This window comes from Pseudomonas sp. Ant30-3, from assembly GCF_000690905.1.
Lineage (GTDB): Bacteria > Pseudomonadota > Gammaproteobacteria > Pseudomonadales > Pseudomonadaceae > Aquipseudomonas.
This window is the reverse complement of record NZ_JMCL01000032.1, coordinates 12,281-31,420: the sequence shown is the minus strand read 5'-3', so window position 1 is coordinate 31,420 and position 19,140 is coordinate 12,281. Positions and strand designations below refer to the sequence as shown.

Sequence of the window (19,140 nt, the reverse complement as noted above, 5' to 3'; positions counted from 1 at the left end):
CGAGGGAGCTTGCTCCCGCTGGGTTGCGACGCAACCCCCAGCATTCTAGGGCCGCTCCGCAGCCCAGCGGGAGCAAGCTCCCTCGCCACAGGAGGCCCCATCAGGGAATCTCAGTCCGGCTGAGCGATTTCGAAACCCTGCGGCTGCGGCTCCCGCCGAATCATCCGCTTCATCTTCCACTCAAACGCCAGCGTCAAACTCACCGCCGCGCAGGCCAGTCCCAATGCCAACCCCCACCACACGCCCGTCGGGCCTCCCTCCATGTTGAAGGCCATCCACCACGCGGCGGGTGCACCGATCAGCCAATAGCAACCGAGGCCAACCAGGAAGGTAGTCTTTGCGTCCTTGAGCCCGCGTATGCAGCCCATCGCGATGGTTTGCGTGCCGTCGAACAGCTCGAACCACGCCGCTACCGCCAGCAGGCTCACCGCCAGGTTGATGACTTCACGGAATGCCGGGTCGTTGTGGTCGAGAAACAAGCCGATCAACTGGTTCGGCAAGAACCAGAACACCAGCGCAAACCCGAGCATCGCCGCAGCACCGAACGCAATCCCCACCCGCCCAGCCAGGCGCGCCTTCAGCAGTTGCCCCGCGCCATAATGCTGGCCGATGCGCATGGTGATCGCGTAGGACATGCCTGCCGGAACCATGAACGCGACCGAAACGATCTGCAGGGCGATCTGATGCGCCGCCAGTTGCGTACTGCCCATGGTGCCCATGCACAGCGCTGCGAACGCAAACAGCCCGACCTCAACCGCATAGGTACCACCAATCGGCAGACCCAGGCGCCAAAGCTCTTTCAGGTATCGCCGATTGGGCCGCGACAGCCCTGGGAGCAGCGGATAAGCGTCGTACGCCGGGTGCCGGCGAATGTGCAAAGCCAGCGCAACGGCCATGAGATTGGCGACAATCGCGGTGACCAGACCGATGCCCACCAGGCCCATTTTCGGCAGGCCGAACATGCCGGTGATCAACGCATAGTTGAGCAGGAAATTCGCCACCGTGCCGGCGAGGCTGATAACCATCACCGGGGTTGCCCGGCCGATGGCGCTGGTAAACCCGCGCAGGGCCATGAAGCTCAGGTAGCCGGGCAGGGCGAATGGCAGGATCAGCAAAAACTGGCCCGCGGCTTGAACGTTGGTTTCAGTCTGGCCAAACAGCAACAGCACCGGTTTGAGATTCCACAGCAGCAATCCCGCGACCAGTGCCATCAACCACGCCAGCCACAGACCGGCCTGGGTCAGCCGCGCGGCGCCGACGATGTCGCCGGCGCCCTGACGGATCGCCACCAACGTGCCGACCGCCGCAATCACCCCGATGCAGAAAATGGAAACGAAGGAGTAGGTGGCTGCGCCCAGTCCGCCACCGGCCAATGCTTCGGGGCTCAGGCGTGCCATCATCAACGTGTCGGTGAGAACCATCAACATGTGCGCCAACTGCGAGGCAATCAACGGCCCCGAAAGCCGCAAAATGGCCCAGAGTTCAGTACGCGCTGGATGCTGCATGGTCATCACGCTCGATAAATGGGAGGACAGGCAAGCGCTGATTCTCGGCGCTCTGCGGGGTTAGCACAAAGGGATAAAAAGGATGGGTTGCATGAGTCAGACTCATGCGAGAGTTTCTGCTAACGTCACCGGGTCCGCTGTAGGAGCTTTCCCAATGTCTCGTCGTCTTCCTCCCTTGTATGCCCTGCGCGCATTTGAAGCGGCGGCGCGCCACAGCTCGTTTACCCGTGCAGCCGAAGAATTGTCGATTACGCAAAGCGCGGTGAGTCGGCACATTCGTACCCTCGAAGAGCATTTCGCCTGTCGGCTGTTTCACCGCAGCGGGCGCCATCTGCAGTTGACCGAGTCGGCGCGATTGATTCTGCCGGGTGTTCGGGAAGGGTTCACGGCCCTCGAGCGCGCCTGCAATACGTTGCGCGCCGAAGATGACATCCTGCGCATGAAAGCCCCTTCCACCCTGACCATGCGCTGGCTGCTGGCGCGGCTCAGTCGCTTTCGGCATCTGCAGCCCGGCAATGAAGTGCAATTGACCAGCGCCTGGATGGACATCGACAGGGTGGACTTCAATCACGAGCCATTCGACTGCGCGGTGATTCTCAGCAACGGAAATTTCCCGCTGGACTGGGAGGCAACGCTGCTGTTCCCCGAAGAGTTGATCCCGGTCGGCGCGCCCAATCTGCTGGATGATCAGCCTTGGGACGTGGCACGGCTGGCCAGCACTGAATTGCTGCATCCGGCACCGGACCGACGTGACTGGCGCAATTGGCTGGAGCGCATGGGCCTGGCCGATCAGGTCTCGCTCAAGGGCGGGCAAGTGTTCGACACCCTGGAGCTGGGCATGATCGCTGCCGCCCGTGGCTATGGCGTGTCCATGGGGGATTTGCTGATGGTGGCCGAGGATGTGGCGCAAGGGCGTCTGAGTTTGCCGTGGCCGACCGCCGTCGCCAGCGGTGAGAAATATTACCTCGTATGGCCGAAAACCCGCCCCGGTGGTGAGCGAATGCGTCGTCTCAGTGTCTTCCTGCAAGCCGAGGTGGACGCCATGGAATTGCCCGACGTCGAGCATTTGAGCTGAATCGGTAGAGGTGCCTGGATAGAGGCTTTGCGCCATATCCCGGTTATTTACTCAAGTATTCAGCAATGCCGCCGAAAATCTGCAGGTGGAACCTTCGTGCAGGTTCGATGCAATTCCCATAACTGGAAAAAATTTTGCTGAGTGTGTGCTGCGATCAGGACGATCCGCTCGCTCAGCCAGGAGCTGTCATGTCTCAACCTCGTGCCCGGATCGCCTCCCAGCTTGGTCTTGCGCTCGCCGTAATATTGGCGATTGTCATCACCGGCAGTACCGTATTCGCCCTGCGTTCGCTGGATACTGCCAACCTCACCACCCGCGAAGAGCATCTGGCCAGTGAGGCCCGTTTGCTTGCCGATCAGCTGAGCACCTTCCACGGCACGTTGCGCGAAAGCACCCAGCGCCTGGCCGGGCTGTTCGAGACACGATTCACCGAAGGTTTGACCGTGCACCCGGATCAGCCGGTGACTGTGGCAGGCGCGCAGACGCCGGGCCTGCACCTGGGCAGCGAAGTGCTTAATAACAACTTCAAGGAAGTTGACGAGTTCAAGAAGATGACTGCCGGTGTTGCCACGGTGTTTGTGCGCAGCGGTGAAGAGTTCATTCGGGTCAGCACAAACGTCACCAAGCAGGACGGCACCCGCGCGATCGGCACTGTGCTTGATCACGCGAACCCGGCTTACGCACGCCTGATGTCGGGCCAGAGCTTTGTCGGTCGATCGCTGCTTTTCGAACGCCTGTACATGTCGCAATACACCCCGGTACGCGATAGCGCCGGTAAGGTAATTGCCGTGTTGTACGTAGGATTCGATTACACCGACGCGCAGAACGCGCAATTTGCCAATCTGAAGCGCTTCCGGATCGGCCAGACCGGTTCCCTGGCTTTGCTGGATGAGCAAAACAAATGGCTGGTGCCGATTGCGGGTGTGCAGGCGCTGGATCAAGCAGTCCCGGCCATCGTCGGGTTGTCCAAAACGCCTGGCAAGGGCGAGTTCTGGAGCGATAAGTCCGAAGATTTCTACAGCGTCGCTATGCCGTTCGAAGGCGGTCCTTGGTCGGTCGTGGCCAGCATGCCGAAAGCAGAAATCAGTGCGGTAACCTGGAGCGTCGGTATTCAACTGGCGATCGGCAGCCTGTTGGCGATGTTGATCGCCGTCGGTTCGGCCGTGTGGTTGCTGCGCAGCAAACTGGCGCCGCTGGGTGATCTGGTGCGTCAGGCCGAGGCCTTGGGCGCCGGTGATCTGAGCGTGCGCCTGAACGTGTCGAGTAACGATGAAATCGGCCAATTGGCGCGAGCCTTCAACCAGATGAGCCAGGCGCTGTCGACCATGGTCGAGCATATTCGCAAGGCATCGCACGAGGTCAACAGCCGCGCCCAAGCGTTGTCCGGTCTGTCCGGCGGTGCTTATGAAGGCATGGAGCAGCAGTCCGGCGAAATCACCAGCATGGCTGGCGCAGTGGAAGAATTCAGCGCGACCTCGCTGAACATTGCCGACAACATGGGCAGCACTCAGCGCCTGGCGCAGGAAAACGCCCAACAAACCCAGATCGGTCGTACATCGATGGACGAGGCGTCTTCGTCGCTGGAGCAAATTGCCGGCGCACTGAACAGCACCGCGACTGTGATCAACACCTTGGGTCAGCGCTCTCAAGAAATCGGTGGCATCGTTGGCGTGATTACTTCGATCGCCGAACAAACCAACCTGCTGGCCCTGAACGCCGCGATCGAAGCAGCCCGTGCCGGTGAGCAAGGTCGCGGTTTCGCGGTTGTTGCCGACGAGGTGCGCAACCTGGCGTCGCGTACGCGTCAGGCCACGGACGAAATCTCCGGGATGATTCAAAGCATCCAACAGGAAACCGGCAATGCCATCAGCACCATGGAGCAGGGCAATGTGCTGATGCAGGAAGGCCTGTCGCGTAACGCCAACGTGGCTTCGGCGCTGGCACGGATTGATGAGCAGAGCCGCTCGGCCGGCCAACAATTCGCCGCCATTACGACGGCGACCCAAGAGCAAAGCAGCACCGCGACGTTGCTCAGCAGCAATCTGCAGAGCATTGCGCTGGCCAACAGCGAACAGCGTGAGGTGGTGTCGAATCTGGCTATCACTGCCAAAGAGCTGGAAAGCCTGGCGGCCGGGCTGCGTGCTGAGGTTGACCGGTTTCGTTGAGGCGCCCTGGAAATAGCTTTCGCGAGCAGGCTCGCTCCCACGGTGTCGATCCGCAATTGCATGATCGACGCCGGACCTGTGGGAGCGAGCCTGCTCGCGAATGAGGGCGGCTCGGTTTATCCGCTTACTGAGTCGATGGCCTATACTGCAACGCCTCCGCCAAATGCTCCCGAGTGATGTCATCGACCTGCTCAAGGTCAGCCAGCGTCCGCGCTACCTTCAGCAGTCGATGCGCTGACCTCAGCGACAGTGTCAGTCGCTCACACGCCGTTTCCAGCCAAGTCTCATCGGTGGTGGATAACTTGCAATGCCGGCGCAGTCCCGGCAGGTCGAGGAAAGCATTCGCGCAGCCCTGGCGTTTATGCTGCCGCTCCCTGGCGTCGGCGACTAGCAGCGCAGCCGTTGCGGTGTCATCGCCCGGTTTGAGTGCGGGGTTCAATGCCGTGGCTTCCCGGGCGACGGTGAGGTGCAGATCGATACGGTCCAGCAGCGGCCCCGACAATTTGTTGCGATAACGCTGGACCATGTCCGGCGTGCAACTGCATTTGCCACTGGGCTCGCCAAGATATCCACAGGGGCACGGATTCATCGCTGCGACTAACTGAAAACGTGCCGGAAAACGCACGCGGTCCTTGGCGCGGGAAATCACGATATGCCCGGATTCCAGCGGCTCTCTCAACACCTCCAGCACCTTGCGATCAAACTCTGGCAGTTCGTCGAGAAACAGCACGCCGTGATGGGCGAGGGTGATTTCGCCAGGCTGTGGCCTTGACCCGCCACCCACCAGCGCCGGGCCGGAGGCGGAGTGATGAGGTTGTCGAAAAGGGCGCTGCGGCCAATGGCTCAGCGGCACGCAACTGGTGACCGATTGAATGGCAGCGACTTCCAGCGCTTCATGTTCAGCCAGTGGCGGCAGCAAACCTGGCAATCGACTCGCCAACAGTGTTTTCCCGGTGCCTGGCGGTCCACTGAACAACAGGTTGTGGCACAAAACACCCATGGCTTAATCGGTTGATGGTACTGGAGCTCAGGACAGATATCTTTTTGGTGGTCTAGGCTCCCCCCACTACCCATCAGGAGGCTACCGTATGAGCAAGGATAAAATGGCTACTTGCCATTACAAATATGTACTTGCGGGCAAGGAGAAAGCGGGGAAAACAGAGGTATCAGAAGAGCTCAAGCACCCAGGCTCGGCGCATGACTTATCGGAAGCGCTAAGACGCAGCATCAGGCTGGATGAACCAAAGTATTTTATAAAAACACCCGAGGAGCATGGAGCAACGCGCACGGGATACCTTGTAGGGCCTGCCATGATCGTATTCGGTTGGGATAAAGAATTCGAGCGAGGGTTTGAGTCGGGAGCAACTGACAGATTCAACTTTTACGTAAAGGATAGGCCTCTCAAATCTTGATGTCCTTAGCGTGCAGGGCTGGTCAAGAAAGCCCTGCGTGCAGGGCTCACATACGAAGCGTAAGCATTACATCCTCTTTGGCATTCCGTGTTCTTCCATAAACTCAGAGAATTGCGTCCAGGTGAGATTGTATTTATTTACATGATTGCCTGATGGAAGCCATTCGATGTTGCCTTGGCTTATGAGAATAGTGCCGAGCTTGCCACCATCCTTTTTCACTTCAACTTCTACGTCCTGACGCTGCACCAGCATAGATTGAAGATTGATCTTTACTTCGTGAGCCATGGCGCCTTCCCTTGCAGTGTTGTGACGTTTTGATGGTAGCTAGGGATGATAGCAAGTCGCCCTTCACCTTCCCCGTTTTTCCTTCTATGAAATGGCTAGCTTAGAAGAGGGCTGGGCATTCGCAAATATTGGCGCTAGGGCACCACGGTTAAGACCAGCAACAAATGAGAACGTATCTCATCCATACGATGTGGAAATATGAGAGCCTTGGGGTGGCTCACGGGCTACCCCTGACAGGGAGAGGGAAGAAGCGCTAGAACGCCTGAAAGGGCCTGAAACCGCCTAGAAAAGACGGTTCTTGAGGGGACTCCACCGTATGCTTCAGCGGTCTTCATCCGGGGCTATGTCATTAACATTGTAAGGACGAATGCATCAGGCGAATGTCAGTCCAAGAGTCCGCATGACACGACTTACCTGCATCGCTGACCATTCTCCACCGCGCGCAGTACCAATCTTTTTATCGTTCAAGCAATTGGCAACCTGTGGCAAGGAGGTAGCTCCTTTGCGAATGCACAAGTCAATAGGATCACGGACTGACTCAGACCAGGACGCTACGCGTTCTTTGATGGCAGCTGTAGCTTTAGCTCGATTGGTTTCTGTACGGCCCTTGGCAAGCTTCTCTGCACGAATAGCGACCTTGGCAACAGCATCAGGCTTGCCCTGATCGGCGTCTCTCTTAAGTGCTGCCAAAGCGTCTTTGGTACGACCGGCGATGAACTCACGTTCCTGCTGAGCCAATGCTGCGAATAGATGGATCTGGAAGTTATCGGCATGAGGCATTGTGGCAATCTTGATGGTTGCACGTTTCATCAGGCCCGCAATGTGTTCGACATCACGAGAGATACGGTCGACTTTCGCAACGAGCAGAGGCAACGCATGAGCGAGAGCCTTCTTGCATTCAGGGCGATCCAAAGGAGCGACAGTGCCGCTCACCGTCTCAGTGTACTCCGCAACCACTTCCCAACCCTGAGCGCGTGCTGCCGCTTCGACGTAATCCTTTTGGGCTTTGATACCAAGCCCGCTTTTTTCTTGAGCACCTGTCGAAATTCTGTAGTAGGCCACGACCTGAGTGATTGTCTTGTTAGTCATGTCGCGACCCTCTAAAAGTGGTTGATGGGTCAATCATAACACTTCGTGAACGTTCGTTCTAGATTTGTTATGCGGTCATTCGTCGATCTGTTTGTAGAGTTTTCGCCTTCAGGGGGGGCGGGGATTTAGATATCAGTAAACAAGACCGACAGATCAACCTTCAATGCGTCTGCCAAAGTCTGGATCGCGTCTAAGCTTGGGTTGGCTCCACCAGTCTCAATACGGCTCATGTAGGTTCTGGCGAACCCACACCTATCCGCGAAGGCTTCTTGAGTCATGCCAGTAGCAAGACAAAGCTCACGAATTCGATGGCCGAAGCGATGGCGGAGGGAGGGAGAAGGCATTCCCGTATCGTGTGCCGATGTGATCTAATCGTGAACACACTAATCGTGACATCTGGGCTGAAAGGAGCAATTTATGAACGGACTCCAGCTAAGAGCAATGCTTTGTGGGTCGTTCCTATTCACCAGCGTAGGGCTGGCTCAGGCAGATCCACCTGCAAGTATAAAGGTGGGAGAGAAATACACTGAAACTCAAATGGAAAAGCTGGTTTCTTACAAAGTCGAAGAAGGTTTAACGATCTTTGTCAAAACAGAGTACGGCCACCTAAATTACGGAAAGCCCGTCAATAACGACCTTTTTCTAATCAGCGAGATTTCAGCACCACCCCGGAAAAGTCTTGGCGAAGCCATTGGTATGGTCAGGTTGCAGACAGGTCAAGTCGCCTACCTGAAAACCGTTGATTGTGAATATTTTGAAAAAAACACGTCCAGTGAAAACAAAGAAACCTACCGACTCTTTGACTGCGAGTTAAAACCTAACCCTAGGGCGTATGGTGGGAAACCTATGAAAGTCTTACGTAGTATTGATGGGTCAATTAGTTTTCAATGAGCTTCGCGGCGTTAGTGCCTTGGCTGAAGTGCGATGTTTTTATAATTAACGCGTCCGTGTGTATAGTTAAGGTGCAAAAATGGCTCTTATTGACTGCTATGAGTGCGGGAAGAAAATCAGTGATGTAGCTCCAGCTTGCCCAAGCTGTGGGGCACCAGCAACTAAGCCGGCTAATGGTCAGATAGATGGCAGCTTGAGAGCACTACCTAAGCCATCAAGGACTTTGGGTTTTGGGCTGTTTATGGGAATCGTTTTTGCACCATTCATATTCTTCTGGTTTTTACTCAGAGATGGCTATAGCAACAAGGTCAAGGCGTTGGGGGTGTGCTGGCTTGTTGTATTTGTTTATGTATATTTGAATGCTGGAACTGGGGTTAAAGATCTTCAGGCCGTTGATACAAAGTCATCCAAACCCGTATCAAAGCTACAGCAGCTGGAGGAAAAGTATCCTGATAGCAGTGCGACGTATAACGATGTTAGCTCAGAGGTTGGCTGTGCTAGCAAATATAGCGATCAAAAGAAAAACGATATTTTTGATAGCGACTTCAAAAATCGCTGGATGGTCTGGACGGGCATAGTTGTTTTAGCTGACGCTGACGATGTTTCGCTCAACGTAGACGGCATCGGAACTCAAGATTTGCAGGTTGATTTCCTTGATAAAGGAGCCGGCTATAATTTAAAAAAAGGGCAGAAAGTAAAAGTTCGATTCTTGATGACGAGTGCTGGGGGTTGCTTCCTTCCGTTTTCTGGTGACTATGCGGTTATAGACGGCCAGCGTGAGTACGGAAAACCGGGTGATGTTTTTAAAGATGTAAAAGAACAAGAAAAGGTATCAGAAAACCAGGATGAAGATTACAATCCGTCAACTTTCAAGTTTAAATCTGACGTTCATAAGGCTGAGAACGCTATATCACAAAATATTAGATGGACCGTCCAAGTCGCAAGCTTATCCAATCTAAGTATTGCTGAGCGTCTAAAGCTAAAACTACTTGGTCTAGGGTATGAGTCGTATATAGTCACTAAAGAAGGTATTAATCGGGTTTTTATTGGGCCGATTCAGGAGCGTGCTGAGGCTGAGAGAATTCGTGATCAGTTAGTGCGACAGAATCAATTAAAAGGATTCGTAGCCAGATATCAAAATCCTGAAACGCCTACTGAATAATTCTCAGTATAGGGAGCAACGCAATCAGCCGAAACCTTTAAAACAAAAAACCATAGCTGGTCATTGGATACGCTGTCGCGCCTCCAAGATAGTCATTTTACTCTCTAGGCGATTGGTCGTGTTGTCCAGTCGTTCAGATAGGGTGTTTAACCTCTGTTCCTCGTACGCGGCCTGTGAAAGTTGAATCAGCCGTTGCTGTGCGAGGTCGTGCGTTAGGTTCGCTACCTGCTCCATTGCTGCCTGTGCCTGGCTGTATGTGTGCAACGTGAACATGAGCGTTGTGGCAGCGATTGCTATCACTGCTGCACTAATTATGTAATTTATTTTTGTATTAATTGTATTATCTCGTGATTGTGGAGCGGAAACCGTCCGTGCTTGATTATTATAATATTGACGTCAATAAACATGGCATGTTGAGAGATGAAGGGAGGGTGTCAGTCTCCCTATCTCAGTTACTTAGCTTCCTGCTACTGTTGTTCTAGGATACTTCTTCAATAGTATCTCCTTGGTGTGATCTACAGGTTCTGTGTGCTTGCTCGCTTCAAGAAGCATATCTACATAGACTTGAATCTCATCATCTGACAGCTTTGGCTTTACAGCGGCTACTGGCTCAGCAGGCATTGTGGTCTTTGCAGTCTTGCTGAAATACTGGGCGCTTAGAATTTTCTCTTCGCGGGTCTTTGGGAATAACACATTCTTTATCATATTGTATCTCCGTACTTATTGGATTAATTGGTGCTGAGGTTTTGAAAGTATTCTGCGGCTTGCTGTGCTGCATCAGCTCTAAGCTTTGCTTCTTTATCTGACTCTTTCTTCGCCTCTTTGTCCTTCTGAGCTTGATACAATTGCTGCTCAAGAATACTTTGCTGACGTTTCTTCTCCTCCTCCAATTCGCTGAGGTAAAGAGCTTCAGTTTGCTTAGCCAAATCAGCCAGCAATTCATCAATATTTGTTTTGAGCAGATAGACAGTTAGTGAAATTGTCGATTCCGGTTTGTGATGTTCGGACAAACTACGACCTTCTTTGAACAGTGTTTCCAGTTGCGGCATTAGAATAGAGGTAGGGCCAGAGAATCGGTCAACTGCGTTGTAGCTACGTAGGAAGGTGAATTCGGCATTAGCCAATCGCTTGTCCAATACTTCTTTAGAGAAAGCGAAGGTTTGCAGAGATACGTGCTGATGAGTAATCATAATTGTTTTTCCTTATTAAGCGTTGATTTGTGATTTGAGGATAGGGCTGGACTTGATTAGATCTTTTGTTTTTACATCATCTGTTGTACTGAATTTCTTCAACAGTTTGTAGGCGACGATATCAACACCATCAGCTTTTACGACATTGATGTTATTGAGTTGAAGCATTTCTACTGACTGGTCATCGAGAAGAGCAAGGCTTGTGAAGCCTGCGTTTGATACAAACATTTCTTTCATTGTTATTTCCTTTTATTATTGATGCCGTATTGGCTTTGTGTAAGGCAAGGGATTGCCTTGTATCGCTCTTGTTGAAGGAGCAGATTCTTTTAATATTGAAAGGGCTGAGAGTGCCGTAGTGCTTGATGTGTAGCGTTTAAAGCGGACTACTGTAATAACTACATGGCTTTGTCAGAAATCAACGTAAATGGGCTCTATATATCTTCTAATTCGTGGGTTGTTCGGGCTGGGTGTATAATCTTCTTCGACTTGAATATTGAGCGTTGAGTAATCATATTCGTCTTCACACGTTTCATACCCAAAGCTTTCAAAGATGGCAATTTCTCTATCAGCCTCTTTTACCATTTCAAGGTATTCGTACTCTTGAATAGCACTGCATACGCCCACTGCCAAGATTGCCTTCTGGATTACAGGCACCTGTTTATAGAAGTTTGTATATTGCTCCTGATGATAGGCTTGTATGCTGCTGTTACTATGGCTGTAATCGGGAGTCATAGAAGGTACATGCAGATATTTGCGAATGGTGTTTAGAACCATCTTCCTGTCCAAGGGACATCCCTGCATGGTTTGGAACGTTGTAAAAGAAATAAAATCTCGGAACGTTGATTCATCCATGTCATTCCGTAGCGCTACAGGGTTCCAACGTACACCATAAGGGCGATCAAGAATCAAGGATAACCCCTCTTGCTCGTCTTGCCGGCTTAGCCACGCTCCAGCGACTGTAAGGACCGGGATTAGGAAAGCTATGTCTGACTGATGCTGACCCTCCGGCAACTGATTAGAAAGCCTCACAGCCTCATCCAGAGCCACCACAATGGAACGTTTGGTAGATAGGTCCATCTGGTAGACCTCTTTTTCTTCGTAAGTTGCTCTGATCTTCCGTAGCTCTGTCATACCCATACGTTCAAGCTTTGATAGTGGATGTTCGCAGTCTGGGACGTTCTTGTTTATCCACTTAGCGAGAGACAGCCGCTTGCTCAGACCAATAGAATTTACCTTCGCATAGTCGAGCAGAACGGAACCAAGATACTTTTGCACTTTTTCCAAGATCTTCGAATCTGGCATATCATCAGGGATCAACCAACGAGATTGCAGATTGAAGCGACTAATACTCAATCCTGCGCCCTGGTAGCACTTAGTACCATGAACTTGATTAGCTAAGCTCGGACCGATGAACAGATTATGCGGATGAAGTAGACCTACCGAGCTTTGACCTCGTACTGGAGATATGTGGCAGAGGTGATAGCGGCTTACCCTCTTTTCAAAGTTGAAGTCATAGGTTTTGTATTTATAATTCCGTAGCTGAAATAGCTGCTCCAGTGTTTCAACACTGTGGGAGTGTAAGCATTCCACAGTGCCAGCACGTCGAACTTCTCTGGCAACCCATAGCCACTCTTCTGACACGGGTAGCTTTACTATTCGCTTTTCAGCAATACTGAGGCGACCTGCGGATTTACGACACTTATCAGAACAGTATTTCTTAGGGCTGATTCTTACTGCTGTATATTCTTGATTGCATACTGAGCAGTTATAGAATCTGGTGAGCTTTGATTTCGTTTTGGTCATTGTTACCTTCACTCGGAGGTTGTTGTTTTAACAGACGCATTAGATTGAATAGGGCTACGTTTGCTGTATGGGTTGGTGATGTATGGCCGTACATCTCCATAAGCTCTAATAGGAGCTTGCTTGCCTCTTGAGACAAACTTACCTTTATCTTTGACATACTTATCACCTACTGGATGCTTGAACGCCTTTAGTATCAAGGGCTGGAGCTAATTAAAGAGGACTCTTGTAATGACTATCTACTTGAGCTTCGCGAACTCCGCTTTAAGCTCGCGATGCAAGAAATACCTACGACAGACAGCCGTCATCATCTTGTTAAACGATGCATAGTCATTGGACTCGGCTTCGAGCAGTTCAATTAAATCTAATGGAAGGAATACCTTCACCAAGCGAGTTTCCGTTTTCATTGGGCTACCTTTTCAATAATAGTTGTGAGTGACAGATTGAAATTATTTACATCTTCCGGGGTTTTAAGGGCCTTCAAAGCCGCCTTGATGCTTAGGCGAACTTTCTGTCTTGCGGTGAAAAGACGTACAGCACATGTATTGCTGCACAAAAAATTGCCGTTGTGGCTTGGTTCAAAATCACACTGGCATACACGACACTGCTTCATAAAATTCCCTCTGGTTGTGATTGCTCGACAGCAATAGTAGATTTGAGTTGATTTGTGTTTTGCGTTACTACTTCGGTTGCTGCTTTACAAAAATCAGATAAAGACTCGTGTAATTTATTAACTGGATGGTTAGAGTTTGGATGTGAGTTTCCCGCCATCCAATCCTGAATCAATTTGAATCCATCCTTGGGGCTGGCACCTGGAAGAATTGATTGTCGCCATCGGTGAAAAGCCTGATGACACCTTGCACTGCATAACCGCTTAGAAGATCTGGTGGTTTCCATACTGGCTCCGCACCACTGGCAAACTTTTGTAATTGTTATAGGCATAGAAAAGCCTCCTATGTTACTGGCTTATATAAATGTTAGATTAATGAAAAAAGGTTAATAAAAAACCACTGGTGCGCTTAGGGGAAAAGCACAGCAAGTGGTTGAACTCAAACTGAGTAAGGTCTAAAAGAAGGTTATTGAGATGAAACGAAGGTATGCGATGCAGAGAAGTATTAATTGAAGCGAGAAGGTAAAGCGGAGTACTATCAAAATTGAATTAGCGTTGTTTCTTTATTTGAGAGTGAATCATCTCATAGTTAGTGCTCTAATTGCAAATTTATTTGCAGTTAGTTAAGACTATTTAGTTATATATATGCAACAAGTTATTACTTGTTGTGGATCGTGCTTGATATTGCTTGTTTCTTCATAACTTATTTTAGTTAACTAGAGCTTAATTCAGTTTGCAGGTAGTGATCTACTGATTAAATCTATATTTATCTATAATGTTTACTAAAATCAAAATGGGTTCAGGAAGGAACTTTGGTTAAAGCTACCCTTACCCAGCCGTACAGAATTAATCTGCCTAAGACCGAGCAAGAGCGTTAACCGAAAGCCCTACCTATTCCATTACCCGTGAAGCATTAGATGCCATCAAAATTGGGACGAGGTGAGTTGAATCTGAGTATTCAGATTCTTACAGTCTACACGGGTGGGTAGCTGCCTTTGGAGCTAGGACACTGTTAATGCCTAACCTAGTCAGATAGTGTTCACACAGCTTTAGCAGAGCTGCTGGGAGGCGTTGACTTTAAGCTCGCCTATCGACCTGCCCCATCTCACAGTAGGTCGCTTATTTAAGATTGTTGCTGCCAGTTCGTGCAGGAAGAGATGTGTTTACACAACCCCATCACACTAGCCGACCACTTAGCCCTGTTAAGGACAATCCGATCTTATAAATTTCACAAGAGCGTAATATTATACGGCATATATTTTAAAAGACAATCAATATCTTGCAATTGCTGCTTGATAAGTGTAGCGGCTCTACAGCATCTAGATGAGGCGGCAGGTATGAGGGGCTACGTAGGTAGCCATTTTCAGAGAACGGCGATTTGGCACCATAAAACACCGCCGAAATACGGTTTTTCGATAGACGTTAGAGGTGTTGAAGTGGGTTATTCTTCGCTTTCGATTTGATCAAGCATTGTTTCGTGAAACCTAGCGAGGTCTTCAGCCGTCACCGACCTACTTCCTTTGACTTTGCTAATGTCACGGCTGCGGTTGAGGTGCTCCATCATACCAATAGCGAAACTGTCGCCTTGATCCGCTGACAAGATTGTTAAAGGTCGCGTTAAGGGAATAAAAACCAAACTCTCACCGTCATCCTTGATCCCGAGTAAGGTTTTGTCACCTGAAAAAGCCCAATAGTTGATAATGTGTGTGGATAGGCCTTTTCCCCTACGACTAAGAGTGACTGTGATATCCAGTCCCTTCAAAAGCCCATTGGCACGGGCTCTGCCTTGGAAGCTAACAAGGTCTAGACGTTGAAAGAAGTCAGTTTTAGAGAGGATTTTCTCTCGTGAAAGGTCTGTCTTTAGCTGTTCACGTTGGCGCTGCCAGTCCTCCAGGGCGTCTTCAAGATCGACCATCGTTTGGACAAGGAAAGAGGGCAATTTCCCGACTGACGCCACCTGCTCCTTTAGTTCGCCTAGCCTTGATTGCACTTCAGCGATCTTGCCGTCCAGCACCTGCACGTTGCGCTGAAGCTGGCCCTGACTATTTTGAACCAGACTCAAACTGTCCACTTTAGCCAATAGCTCTTTGAATACGACTTCTGATCTATCCAGCCTAAATTGTTTGCTCGGGCATACCCCTTTTGCGCTGTTGTAGCAACGAAGGTACTTACTTCCCTTTGGAGGCTTGCCCTTGTTTACGAGGTGCAGCGGCCCTTTGCACAACCCGCATTTCGCTATTCCTTGCCACACGTTGAAATTCTTGGAAGGCTTCGTCGCCTTGCTGACATTTCGGGACACGCGAGCCGCTTGGGCCGCATAGTAATCAGCTTCCGATATCACGGCGGGGAAGAAATCCCTTACCGGCTCACCTACAAGTTGACGCAATCCATCCACAAGACCAGTCGGCTGGTATTCGCCCAATAAAGCTTTGTTACTTAGAATCTTGCCGGTGGAGCTGCTGCCCCATTTCCCAGATAGGTTGCGTTTAAGGCTCCCAAAAACCGGTACGTTTTCTTCATTCAGAATCTTAGCGATTGCGCGATGCCCATGCCCATCACACGCAAGCTGAAATATTCGTTTCACAACCTCTACACGGTCGGGCAATGGGTGATATTCGCCATTGTTGAATTCGAGCCAATAGGGGCATGCACGACCTAGCGGTTTCTTCTCGGTTCGAGCCAGTGTTTGTTTTTGCTTCCACGCCTTGCTAACCCGCTGCCCCTTGAGATTGCTCTCGTTGTGGGCGCGACTCATGTGAACAATTGAAATGATTAGGTCTAGCTCGTTGTAATCCTCTGTGTACAGCTTGCCATCGGCAGAGGTGTACACCTTGATGCCTTTGTTCAGGAGGTCTAGAAAACGGGGTAGAGCATCTTTCACCCGTTCCCGACTCAGGCGGTCCAAGCTCTCTACGATCAGAGTCGATCCAGCAGGTACCGTGCCGTCTTCCACGTATCCGAGGAATCTCGCAAGCTCGCCCGTATCATCAAGGTGTTTCGCCCTGAACGCTGATCGCCCCTTGTCGAAAAATAGATAGTCACGGGAGCTGACAAGCTCCAACCCATTGGCCTGACAGTATTGATCTGCTGCCTCCCGCTGGCGCCTGTAACTATCACCTTTGGCTTGCTCCGGGCTGCTGAAGCGTATGTAGCTATAGGCTTTTGACATGACAAAGGGCACGGGCAATGGGTGGAGGTGTAAAGTACCATAAGGTAAAAAGGTTGTGAGCACCTGCCGCTGCGATCAGCAATGCGCGTTTGGCGGAGATTTGTCCCTGCACTTCATTCAGGTCGGGGTAGGGTTTGCTGGCATACAGCAGGCCGTTGGAGACGTAGGGCTCGACTGGCTTGTGGCCATTGAAATGCGCGACCGCTTCCAGCAGATGATCGACAGCAAATACCTTCAAGCCTGACGCGAGGCAGGCCTCCTCGGCATTCGCCCGCGGCACCATCAGCGAACGCCCGGCTTTGCGCGCCGCCAGGGCAGCCGGCAGCACTCCCCGCACGGCACGCACCGCGCCGGACAATGCCAGTTCTCCGAGACATTCGATGTCATCAAGCGTGAGCGTCGGCACCTGCACGCTGGCGGAAAGGATGCCCAGGGCAATCGCCAGATCAAATCGTCCGCCATCCTTGGGTAAATCCGCAGGGGCCAGGTTCAACGTGATCCGTCGCGCCGGAAATTGCAGGCCGGAATTGATAATCGCACTGCGCACCCGGTCCTTGCTTTCCTTCACGGCCGCTTCCGGCAAACCGACCATCGTCAGCGAAGGCAAGCCGTTGGCCAGATGGACCTCGACAGTAACGGCAGGCGCATCCACGCCAATCTGGGCGCGGCTGTGGACGATGGAGAGGGACATGGTCGTTCCTTGAGCTGAAGAGCACCGCTTCCTGCGGTTTTTTCAAGGGTAGTCGGGGGTTGAAGGTTTGGCGTGGCGGCGCAGACGGCAAATTTTCGCGGGATGTTGCTGGAGTGCACCCCGTGTATTAGTTACCGGCGTTCTCGACAGCTTGCGCGTAATAGAAGGAGGAAGGGTTTCGTAATCACTTCTTCGATTTGGGTATTTTTTAAGCAGCCATTTGTGATGGGCGGTTATTTCAAGTGGGAACTGAGCCTCTCGTTTGTAGGAAGTATTCTGGTTTCGAGGTCAGGGGGAACGCGCTGGTAGTCTATTTCCTAAAGTTTTGAGAGCGCCACAGATAACCACGCCAGCATGCTTGCGCTGGCGGGTTTCGGTTATAGACTGTAGATTAATGCATAACGTTAAGCTTTAAACTATGATCGTTAGTTTTTAGTGTTCTGAGACCGAGTACCTGTTTCGCAACGTTAAGACCCGTATGTGGTCAGCCATTCTGAGTGTTCGTGGAACGAAAGCTGACAATGCTCGATGGGGCTGCTGCGCTGATGGACCTTCGATCGCCCCCAGGCAATCGACTCGAAGCATTGGAAGGAGCTCGAAAAGGCCAGCACAGCATTCGCATCAACGCCCAATGGCGCATTTGCTTCAGCTGGGGTCTTAACGGACCTGAGAATGTCAAAATCGTCGATTATCACTGAGGTGAGTAATGACTAAGAATGGTATGCGCCCGGTGCACCCTGGCGAAATCCTTAAAGAAGAATATCTGGAGCCCTTGGGCCTTACGGCTGCGGCCTTAGCCAGAGCGTTAAGCGTATCCACACCAACGGTGAACGACATCGTGCTCCAGCGTCGGGGCATCAGTGCTGATATGGCCCTGAGACTATCGATCTGCCTGGATACAACCCCGGAGTTTTGGTTGAACCTGCAATCGACTTACGATCTGCGCAAAGCCGAGATAGAGAGAGGGACAGCTATCCGGGAACAAGTTGAGCGACTTGCGCACTGCGCGTGACCGAATATTTGATGATCCTGCTCGCAAAGGTCGGCCTTACTCGCTCGGCGGAATCAAACGCGCTTCCAGTTCAGCCACCTTCGCTTCCAGACTCTCCAATCGCGCCCTTGTTCGTGCCAGTACAACCATCTGACTATCAAATTCTTCGCGGCTCACCAGATCCAGTTTGCTGAATCCGCTCTGCAGCAGTGCCTTGAACTGGCTTTCGATTTCGCTTTTCGGCAATGGTGTGTCGCCGCTGAAAAGGCGCGAGGCGGTGCCGGTCAGGGCGTCGAGGAAGTCTTTGGGCGCGAGCATGGCTGATGTCCTGGAAACAATGGCGGGCAGTGTACCACGCAGTGTCTATAGTCAATTCCGAACGCCGGCCATGCACGCTTTTCGCGCATGTGGATAGACGGCGTCGCACTGTTGTTGTGCGTTACCGCCAGTGGTAGCCCGCAAGCAGATGATCAACCCGGGCCAATCCATTGAATTTCGCGGGTTTATGCGAGATGGCAAGCTTTCTGCTTAGTCGCAAGTGACCCATGCACTGATGCAGTCGAAGTGACGAATGCAGTGCGCCAAGCGAAACGGGGGAAGTGTTTCGTGCGGAGTGGTTAGCTGGCGTCGGACGGTCGATGCAGGCCGACGACGCGTTACAAAGCCAGGCACTGCGCTTAGACTTGAGCCGGGTTTGTTTTCCTGGGGCAAGTCCACCAATTCGGGAGAGAGTTTTCATGAAGCTAGTCACTGCCATCATCAAGCCGTTCAAGTTGGACGACGTGCGCGAGTCGCTGTCCGAGATCGGCGTGCAGGGCATTACCGTCACTGAAGTCAAAGGCTTCGGGCGGCAGAAGGGTCACACCGAGCTGTATCGCGGCGCTGAGTACGTGGTCGATTTCCTGCCGAAGGTGAAGATTGATGTCGCCATTGACGACAAGGATCTTGACCGGGTTATCGAGGCGATAACCAAGGCGGCCAATACCGGCAAGATCGGTGACGGCAAAATCTTCGTGGTCAATCTGGAACAGGCGATTCGCATCCGTACCGGCGAAACCGATACCGACGCGATCTAAGCCGCCACAAACCCCAACGCCCCAGGAGA

Annotated in this window: 18 protein-coding genes and 3 pseudogenes; 8 read left to right on the top strand and 13 right to left on the bottom strand. The window is 51.8% G+C overall.

Annotation, left to right across the window (positions count from 1 at the left end; translation table 11 throughout):
* Positions 1 to 110: 110 nt before the first annotated feature.
* The gene (locus DU29_RS0109135) at positions 111 to 1,505 is read right to left on the bottom strand and encodes a NorM family multidrug efflux MATE transporter (protein WP_028621464.1); all 1,395 of its coding nucleotides are present in this window, start codon (positions 1,503 to 1,505) and stop codon (positions 111 to 113) included.
* A 154-nt stretch (positions 1,506 to 1,659) separates the two neighbouring features.
* On the opposite strand from DU29_RS0109135, the gene DU29_RS0109130 reads away from it, so the two are divergent.
* Positions 1,660 to 2,580 carry a LysR substrate-binding domain-containing protein gene (locus DU29_RS0109130; RefSeq protein WP_028621463.1) on the top strand — a complete coding sequence of 307 codons (921 nt, stop codon included), beginning with the start codon at positions 1,660 to 1,662 and terminating at the stop codon, positions 2,578 to 2,580.
* A gap of 188 nt (positions 2,581 to 2,768) precedes the next feature.
* Positions 2,769 to 4,745, top strand: coding sequence for a methyl-accepting chemotaxis protein (locus DU29_RS0109125; protein WP_028621462.1), 1,977 nt, complete (start codon positions 2,769 to 2,771; stop codon positions 4,743 to 4,745).
* A 124-nt stretch (positions 4,746 to 4,869) separates the two neighbouring features.
* On the opposite strand, the pseudogene DU29_RS01000000129745 reads toward DU29_RS0109125, so the two are convergent.
* Positions 4,870 to 5,730, bottom strand: a pseudogene (locus tag DU29_RS01000000129745) (YifB family Mg chelatase-like AAA ATPase); the annotation flags it as partial.
* 103 nt (positions 5,731 to 5,833) lie between these two features.
* Between DU29_RS01000000129745 and DU29_RS01000000129740 the strand changes: the two are divergent.
* Positions 5,834 to 6,157, top strand: coding sequence for a hypothetical protein (locus tag DU29_RS01000000129740; protein ID WP_033050393.1), 324 nt, complete (start codon positions 5,834 to 5,836; stop codon positions 6,155 to 6,157).
* Positions 6,158 to 6,223: 66 nt separating this feature from the next.
* Here DU29_RS01000000129740 and DU29_RS0109115 read toward each other — a convergent pair whose 3' ends face one another.
* The 3 genes from DU29_RS0109115 to DU29_RS0109105 all read right to left on the bottom strand — a co-directional run bounded on the left by DU29_RS0109115 (position 6,224) and on the right by DU29_RS0109105 (position 7,875).
* The gene (locus DU29_RS0109115; protein WP_028621461.1) at positions 6,224 to 6,442 is read right to left on the bottom strand and encodes a hypothetical protein; all 219 of its coding nucleotides are present in this window, start codon (positions 6,440 to 6,442) and stop codon (positions 6,224 to 6,226) included.
* Positions 6,443 to 6,814: 372 nt separating this feature from the next.
* Positions 6,815 to 7,531, bottom strand: coding sequence for a recombinase family protein (locus DU29_RS0109110; protein WP_033050392.1), 717 nt, complete (start codon positions 7,529 to 7,531; stop codon positions 6,815 to 6,817).
* A gap of 125 nt (positions 7,532 to 7,656) precedes the next feature.
* Positions 7,657 to 7,875 (bottom strand): helix-turn-helix domain-containing protein, encoded by a 219-nt coding sequence (locus tag DU29_RS0109105; protein WP_028621459.1) that lies wholly within the window; start codon positions 7,873 to 7,875, stop codon positions 7,657 to 7,659.
* Between the two features lie 73 nt (positions 7,876 to 7,948).
* On the opposite strand from DU29_RS0109105, the gene DU29_RS0109100 reads away from it, so the two are divergent.
* Entirely contained in the window at positions 7,949 to 8,422 is a 474-nt protein-coding gene (locus tag DU29_RS0109100) for a hypothetical protein (RefSeq protein WP_028621458.1), read from the top strand.
* 79 nt (positions 8,423 to 8,501) lie between these two features.
* Positions 8,502 to 9,584 (top strand): SPOR domain-containing protein, encoded by a 1,083-nt coding sequence (locus tag DU29_RS1000000131300; RefSeq protein ID WP_152635531.1) that lies wholly within the window; start codon positions 8,502 to 8,504, stop codon positions 9,582 to 9,584.
* Positions 9,585 to 10,040: 456 nt separating this feature from the next.
* On the opposite strand, the gene DU29_RS0109080 is transcribed toward DU29_RS1000000131300, so the two are convergent.
* From DU29_RS0109080 to DU29_RS01000000129720, 7 genes and pseudogenes are all read right to left on the bottom strand, one after another.
* Positions 10,041 to 10,289: a hypothetical protein gene (locus tag DU29_RS0109080; protein WP_028621456.1), complete on the bottom strand. Its 249-nt coding sequence runs from the start codon at positions 10,287 to 10,289 to the stop codon at positions 10,041 to 10,043.
* Positions 10,290 to 10,312: 23 nt separating this feature from the next.
* Entirely contained in the window at positions 10,313 to 10,774 is a 462-nt protein-coding gene (locus tag DU29_RS0109075) for a hypothetical protein (protein ID WP_028621455.1), read from the bottom strand.
* Between the two features lie 15 nt (positions 10,775 to 10,789).
* Complete coding sequence (locus tag DU29_RS0109070) at positions 10,790 to 11,011, bottom strand: hypothetical protein (RefSeq protein ID WP_028621454.1); 222 nt, start codon at positions 11,009 to 11,011, stop codon at positions 10,790 to 10,792.
* Between the two features lie 171 nt (positions 11,012 to 11,182).
* Positions 11,183 to 12,577 (bottom strand): hypothetical protein, encoded by a 1,395-nt coding sequence (locus DU29_RS1000000132255; RefSeq protein WP_143129397.1) that lies wholly within the window; start codon positions 12,575 to 12,577, stop codon positions 11,183 to 11,185.
* Positions 12,578 to 13,183: 606 nt separating this feature from the next.
* Positions 13,184 to 13,516, bottom strand: coding sequence for a hypothetical protein (locus tag DU29_RS1000000132250; protein WP_143129396.1), 333 nt, complete (start codon positions 13,514 to 13,516; stop codon positions 13,184 to 13,186).
* Positions 13,517 to 14,625: 1,109 nt separating this feature from the next.
* Positions 14,626 to 16,353 (bottom strand): recombinase family protein, encoded by a 1,728-nt coding sequence (locus DU29_RS1000000130920; protein WP_050483094.1) that lies wholly within the window; start codon positions 16,351 to 16,353, stop codon positions 14,626 to 14,628.
* 49 nt (positions 16,354 to 16,402) lie between these two features.
* Positions 16,403 to 17,044: pseudogene (locus DU29_RS01000000129720) on the bottom strand (magnesium chelatase domain-containing protein); the annotation flags it as partial.
* A gap of 478 nt (positions 17,045 to 17,522) precedes the next feature.
* Here DU29_RS01000000129720 and DU29_RS0109045 point away from each other — a divergent pair.
* Positions 17,523 to 17,742: pseudogene (locus DU29_RS0109045) on the top strand (type II toxin-antitoxin system RelE/ParE family toxin).
* A gap of 8 nt (positions 17,743 to 17,750) precedes the next feature.
* Positions 17,751 to 18,056, top strand: coding sequence for a HigA family addiction module antitoxin (locus DU29_RS0109040; protein WP_028621451.1), 306 nt, complete (start codon positions 17,751 to 17,753; stop codon positions 18,054 to 18,056).
* Positions 18,057 to 18,092: 36 nt separating this feature from the next.
* Here DU29_RS0109040 and DU29_RS0109035 read toward each other — a convergent pair whose 3' ends face one another.
* Positions 18,093 to 18,353: an accessory factor UbiK family protein gene (locus tag DU29_RS0109035; RefSeq protein WP_028621450.1), complete on the bottom strand. Its 261-nt coding sequence runs from the start codon at positions 18,351 to 18,353 to the stop codon at positions 18,093 to 18,095.
* 419 nt (positions 18,354 to 18,772) lie between these two features.
* On the opposite strand from DU29_RS0109035, the gene glnK reads away from it, so the two are divergent.
* A complete protein-coding gene (glnK, locus tag DU29_RS0109030; RefSeq protein ID WP_002555808.1) occupies positions 18,773 to 19,111 on the top strand; it encodes a P-II family nitrogen regulator in 339 nt (112 codons plus the stop codon).
* Positions 19,112 to 19,140: the final 29 nt, after the last annotated feature.